This is a genomic window from uncultured Ferrimonas sp., from assembly GCF_947489035.1.
In the GTDB taxonomy this organism is placed as follows: Bacteria; Pseudomonadota; Gammaproteobacteria; order Enterobacterales; family Shewanellaceae; genus Ferrimonas.
Map to the genome: position 1 here is coordinate 1 of NZ_CANLCI010000051.1, position 5,365 is coordinate 5,365.

At 41.1% G+C, this 5,365-nt stretch carries 5 protein-coding genes; 1 reads left to right on the forward strand and 4 read right to left on the reverse strand.

The annotated features are described in order from the left end of the window. The first annotated feature begins 78 nt into the window (after window positions 1-78). Entirely contained in the window at window positions 79-1,464 is a 1,386-nt protein-coding gene (locus tag Q0796_RS17925) for a hypothetical protein (protein WP_298445829.1), read from the forward strand. Window positions 1,465-1,697: 233 nt separating this feature from the next. Here the strand turns inward: Q0796_RS17925 and Q0796_RS17930 are convergent, their stop codons facing one another. The 4 genes from Q0796_RS17930 to Q0796_RS17945 form a co-directional block, all read right to left on the reverse strand. Next, window positions 1,698-2,885 (reverse strand): site-specific integrase, encoded by a 1,188-nt coding sequence (locus Q0796_RS17930; protein ID WP_298445834.1) that lies wholly within the window; start codon window positions 2,883-2,885, stop codon window positions 1,698-1,700. A 90-nt stretch (window positions 2,886-2,975) separates the two neighbouring features. Continuing rightward, entirely contained in the window at window positions 2,976-3,407 is a 432-nt protein-coding gene (locus tag Q0796_RS17935; protein WP_298445836.1) for a hypothetical protein, read from the reverse strand. Beyond that, window positions 3,407-3,754 (reverse strand): hypothetical protein, encoded by a 348-nt coding sequence (locus Q0796_RS17940; protein ID WP_298445839.1) that lies wholly within the window; start codon window positions 3,752-3,754, stop codon window positions 3,407-3,409. Before Q0796_RS17940 ends, Q0796_RS17935 begins: the two co-directional genes overlap by 1 nt. Window positions 3,755-3,809: 55 nt before the next feature. Further along, complete coding sequence (locus Q0796_RS17945; RefSeq protein ID WP_298445842.1) at window positions 3,810-4,703, reverse strand: WYL domain-containing protein; 894 nt, start codon at window positions 4,701-4,703, stop codon at window positions 3,810-3,812. Between the last annotated feature and the right edge of the window lie 662 nt (window positions 4,704-5,365).

A 5,365-nucleotide genomic window follows, 5' to 3' on the forward strand; every position in this document is an offset into this window, starting at 1 on the left:
GGTCTTTGGTTTAGTATTTGGGATTAAGCTATGCGACCATAGAACGCTACGAGGATGATAATATGTCCAGGAAATTTTATGTATATCAGTAACGAATTTATAAAAAGCATACGCAATGCTGAGTTAGAGATTCATTGTCTAAATATAAAAGTTTGGCAAGACTGTGATGGGGGCATTGCTTTAGAAGGGCACGGGAAGATAAGGCAAAACAAGTATGGCTTGCTATACGTTGAGCTAGTCTGCACCCAGTTTGAAGTACCTCGTCCGACTGGGCCTATGCAAAGCTTTTCCAGGCGTTTCCCAAGTGATTCAACAAATCTAGAAACTTTAGTTCATGCTGAGTTCTCTACATTATCTGGAGATAGATTTACTTCTGAAGGTTTTACCTTAATATTAAACGAGCTCTCGATTCATAGTCCATTCGTTGTCGAATTCTTGCTTCCATACATTCAACATGATGGATTGAGAGAATCTGCAACTGACGAAGACTTATTATATTATGAGTTTAGAGAAAAGATTGATATACCTAAAAACCACATGAATAAAAGTGAATCAACGAAAGGGTATGAGTCTAGTAGTTGGGATGAATCTAGAATCGATAATGTTCTCTATAACCTCATGCTAAGAACAGAGAAGGATCACACTGTAGCAAAAGTTAAAGGAACGTTCTGTGGTGATAGCCTAATAAAGTGCATTAACTTTTACGTTGGATTCTCATCCGGTAGAGTTCCGAGGCCATATATAGAGATTCATAGTGTGGGTGAGTCTAAAATAACAAGAATAAATAGTGCCAGTAATTTAGACTGCCAAAAAAGATCGTCTAACCCTATACCAGAAATTTTTTCTTCAAATAGAAAGAGTACAGAAACTGAGTATAGTTATATGCTTTTTAAAAACATTTATAATCTTCACTGTAATAGCCCGGATAAACTCGATGCTATAATCAGTCAGTGGGAAAGAGTTTGGAGTGGATTTTCTTCTACAAGTGCGATATCAGAGTTAGTCCTTTCTGTAGCTATAGAGGGCGTTTTAAATGACATATTCATCCCTAGCTTTAAGGTTTTTGAAAAAGATGAAAAGTTGGAGTCCGATATTGCATTAATTAAAAAGTCTTTAGATGGACTTGATATTGACTCTAATTACAAAGGTAGACTTAAGGGGAGCGTTTCATATTGGAAAACCATAACTGCGTCTAAATCTCTTGATATACTTGTAAATAAAGGTGTAATTGACAAGAAGTACAAGAAAGCTTGGGTCGAGTTAAGAAATGAATGCGCACACCCTAAGAGTATCGCTCCTAATAGCGCAAAAGAAAAAGAAAAGCTTAATAATTTACTTAAGTGTCTTGACCTTTTTCATCGACTTGTGCTTAACACTGTCGAGTATTCTGGCCCAGTTAATATATTCGGAGAAGATGATGAAAGTGAAATAGAAATAATAAATCACATCTCCGTACTCAAATAAGTAGGCTTAGAAAAAATAGTGTCAGAGCGTATATGCCTGACACTATTTTCACAACAATTAAAATTAATTTGATGCGTATATAAAACCGACTACAACTCCATAGCCAAAGTAAGCGATTGGAAGTGGCACCTGATTACTCCTTTGTTAAGTGTTTATACGTGGCATAGCCCGCGATGAATCCGGCAGCGAAAAATGGATTTGCCGCCAATGCAGGTATAGGCATAGATTTTTCCCTATGTTTGTATTACTTGTTGAACGAGGTCTGAGACATGTCCACTGACCGAGCGCAACCGTCCAGAACCCAAGTGGGCATACCTAGTACTTGTTTGAGGCGATTGATGCCCGAGAAGATGTTGAACGTCATACAGTGTTGCCTGTCCAGAATTTATCAATACGGAAGCGAATGTATGCCTTAAGTCGTGGATGCGGAAATTGTCTCCTATCCCAGCAGAAGCTTTAATACGGGCAAACGCCTTCTTCGGGTGTGTAATAGGTCTTCCCACGGCGTCTCCGGGAAATATGTATGGATTGCCGTTGATGCGATATTGTTTTTGATCATAGATTGTCTCCAATGCTAATTGATTGAGTAATACGGTTCGAGATAAGCCGGATTTTGTGTGTGGTAAAAATAGGTTTGCGCCGTCGTCGTCGAAGGTTAGATGTGACCACTGTGAGTTGCAGATTTCCCCGATTCGCATTCCGGTGAGCAATGCAAATTTGAGAGCATTGCCCTGAACACGATTAGTCTCTCGATCACATGCAGAGATAAACCCTGAAATCTCTTCTTTGCTTAAGTAGCGTTGACGCTGGTTGTTCTCCTTGTACTTTTTGATGTATTGACCAGGATGTTTATCTATATAGCCCCACTCCATCGCCAATCGAAACATACGCAGGACAAGGCTTCTGAGCCTGTTTACGGTAGCTGGCTTACGTCCCTTCAGTAGTTCGTCCAGCAGTTTCTGAATGTCTTGCTGTCCAATTTGATTTAAGGGCTTTCGGTGCCAGGTGGGGTAAACATGCAGCTTTAGATTCCCTTCGTCACTTGAAGCTGTCAGTTTGTTTACCTTGGCATAAGGTAGGTAATGTTCTTCCGCAAATTGATAAAACGTCAGCACCGAACGCTGCTGTTCTCGTAACTGCTTAGGATCATTGCCCAGAGCAATTTGTCTACGGTGGTCATTGGCAATTTGGCGTGCTGTTGTAATGTCGATAGCGGGGTATTCACCAATCTGTAGGCTGCGCTTAACCCCATTGAAGGTGTAACGAAATAGGTAGCGCTTCCGACCTTGGCGATTAACTATCAGCTTTAATCCCGTGCATCCCTCGTCGGTATATTCCGTCTCCTTACTCCGACTGTCAGGTGGTGTAGGTGATATGTTATCTAGTTGGCGCTTGTTGAATTTGAACTTTCTGGAGATCATGGTTCCTCCATTGGATGGGGTATAAACTCCAGACACACCGCTCCCTTCGCGGTTAGCGAATACATGGATACTGGTATCTGGAGTTAGCTGTTAGGACTTCTCTGTGAGGTGCTGGGCGAGAGTTTTTGGTTCTATGTTAATGAGGTGCTGGTATAGCTTGTTGGGTGCAGGTTTGATTGCTCCTTCGTAGCGTAGAATTGCGGCCATGAAGCCAGCGTTATTGTTGCCTTTTTGCGTGAATATCCTATCGAATACCTTAGACGAAAACGGGGTATCGTTAGATAGGGAACTCAGTAGATCTGTTAGTGATTCAATTTCGACCCACTCGTTAGAAAACAAGCCTCCGCCGTCGTTGGCAACAATACGGATTGCTAGGCCGTCTCCTTGCTTGCCGATTTCGTATTGTATCTCCTTAGACTTGTCCCTTAACTTCGGAGCGTTGGCAGATACCAATATCTCGTATTGAGAGGATTCGTCGACGCCGTCGGCAGCAAGCGTGTTTCCCTTTGGCTGTTTAGCCATTACTGAACCTCCATGAATTTATTGAGATCTAGGTTTCTGCGGAAGAGCAGATATATCCCTTGACCGTTGTCACTTATAATGCTTAACGTTAACGTATATTTGTCTTCTATTGTTACCTCCCACTCTGGATACTCAATGGCAAACAATAGCTGATTTCTCAGGAAGTCGTCTTCTGGAAGGTTATCTTCTGCTGTTAAAAGGTATAGCCTACAGTTAATTCCTTTCCAATATTCATCTGCTTCCATTTTATTTTTGAATGGATAATACAGATGAGACTTCACAGCTTCAATAATTGTGGATTCCACTGGTAGGTTGTCAATGTCTTTTATACTTTCAAATGTTTTCATAAAATTAACTCCATGATGTTACTATCATGGAGTTAATATAAATTTAACCGTTGCTTTATTTCGGCTTGCTCTTATGGTTTATATACCCAGGCGCAATGTTAAATTCACAGATACCTACTAATGCTTGATTGTTTTTCAACCATAACTGGTATTCGCTACCTTCAAGCAACCGGTCTTCTGGAGAGCAGTCAATATTCCACTTTCTTAAAAAGAACTCAACCATTGAGGTCTTTACATATAAAATTAATTCTCCATCTTTCATACCGTAGTCGATTTTTATTGCATCTTTATGTTGAATATTAGGATGGGGAACTAGTACCAGAGGCACTTTAGAATTCCACTGTTCGTCAAAATCTTCGCCTTCGACTTTTTCTATCTCATCATCTTTTATGATAGAGCTATAAATTCTGGTCAGGTTAAAGTTTATAAACATTTCTCTGACTCTGTCATAGGCTCTCACATACCACTTCAAACCATCTGTAAATATACTGTGGGGAATTATTTTTCTAGATTTCTTACCGCTATTTAGAGATATGTAAGTAATTTCTAACAACTTTTGTTCATATATTGCCCTGGAAACATTTGCTACAACTTCGTTGTTTGGATTAGTTAGCTGCAAGGGCATGTTTCCACTTATTGTTCCAACTCGCTCATTTTCTAAAAGTGATTGACCGCCTTCCACTAACTCTCTAAGAACTGTATGAACTGAAAGGTCGAATATAAACTTGAATTTGCCTTCTGACTTGTAATAACGCCGACGTTTAGCATCGTACTCACAGTTATCTGGCCTAGTGCTTTGATATTCAGATAGATCTCTAGTTGCAACAGCATCACTACAACCAAACCGCTCTGCAACATCTTGCCGGGAAACGGACCCAAGATAGAAGAGTCTAAATTCAATGTATGCGATTCTCTCGCTTTTTGCTCTTTTTAAGCTGACTGTACTCATATCACCCTCTTATGGCTGAGCCATAGTCACACATTTATACACACAGCATACACACAAAAAGATGTGTTGACCAGATCAAAAAGAGGCGGTACAGTATGTTGTGTTCAATAATCCTATTGGGCACAACATTGACTATAGGAGATAGCATTTTGGCTAAAAATGCACCTTACGGAGATGGCCGGCGGGTCGGAGCGGTTCGTGGTCGTTCTCAAACTTACAACCCTAAGACTGAGCAGTGGGTAAAACGAGATTCAGAAACTGGGCAGTTTATGGACGTAAAGCAAGACGGCAAGCCGTTTAAGGGGGTGAGGCGGGAGAAATAAAAAAACGGCTTCCATTGCGCCAACAATAGAAGCCGTTGTTCAGTGAAGAGTAAGTGCATTGCGCCAACAAAGCACTTAGAGCCCTACACTGGGAGGTCTCAAGCTCAGTTGCCCGAACGTTGATGACCAATGTGTGTTTCTCATCGTACCGTTTTGCAGCTTTCTTCACAATAGCCGTAGATCCCTCCCCAACTATAACTGGGAGATGATCATGAAACCCAAAACAGTTCATGTTTGTTCTTACCGCCGCTTCCGATGCGGGCGTTGGGAAGATGTTGGTTCTCATTGGCGCTCAATGCCAAGTTAAGGCTGAAAAGGGGAGTTGTACAACAGCTCCCT

Coding starts and splice junctions, on each gene's coding strand:
- Q0796_RS17925 (WP_298445829.1), top strand. CDS start 79: ATGTATATCAGTAACGAATTTATAAAAAGCATACGCAATGCTGAGTTA.
- Q0796_RS17930 (WP_298445834.1), bottom strand. CDS start 2,885: ATGATCTCCAGAAAGTTCAAATTCAACAAGCGCCAACTAGATAACATA.
- Q0796_RS17935 (WP_298445836.1), bottom strand. CDS start 3,407: ATGGCTAAACAGCCAAAGGGAAACACGCTTGCTGCCGACGGCGTCGAC.
- Q0796_RS17940 (WP_298445839.1), bottom strand. CDS start 3,754: ATGAAAACATTTGAAAGTATAAAAGACATTGACAACCTACCAGTGGAA.
- Q0796_RS17945 (WP_298445842.1), bottom strand. CDS start 4,703: ATGAGTACAGTCAGCTTAAAAAGAGCAAAAAGCGAGAGAATCGCATAC.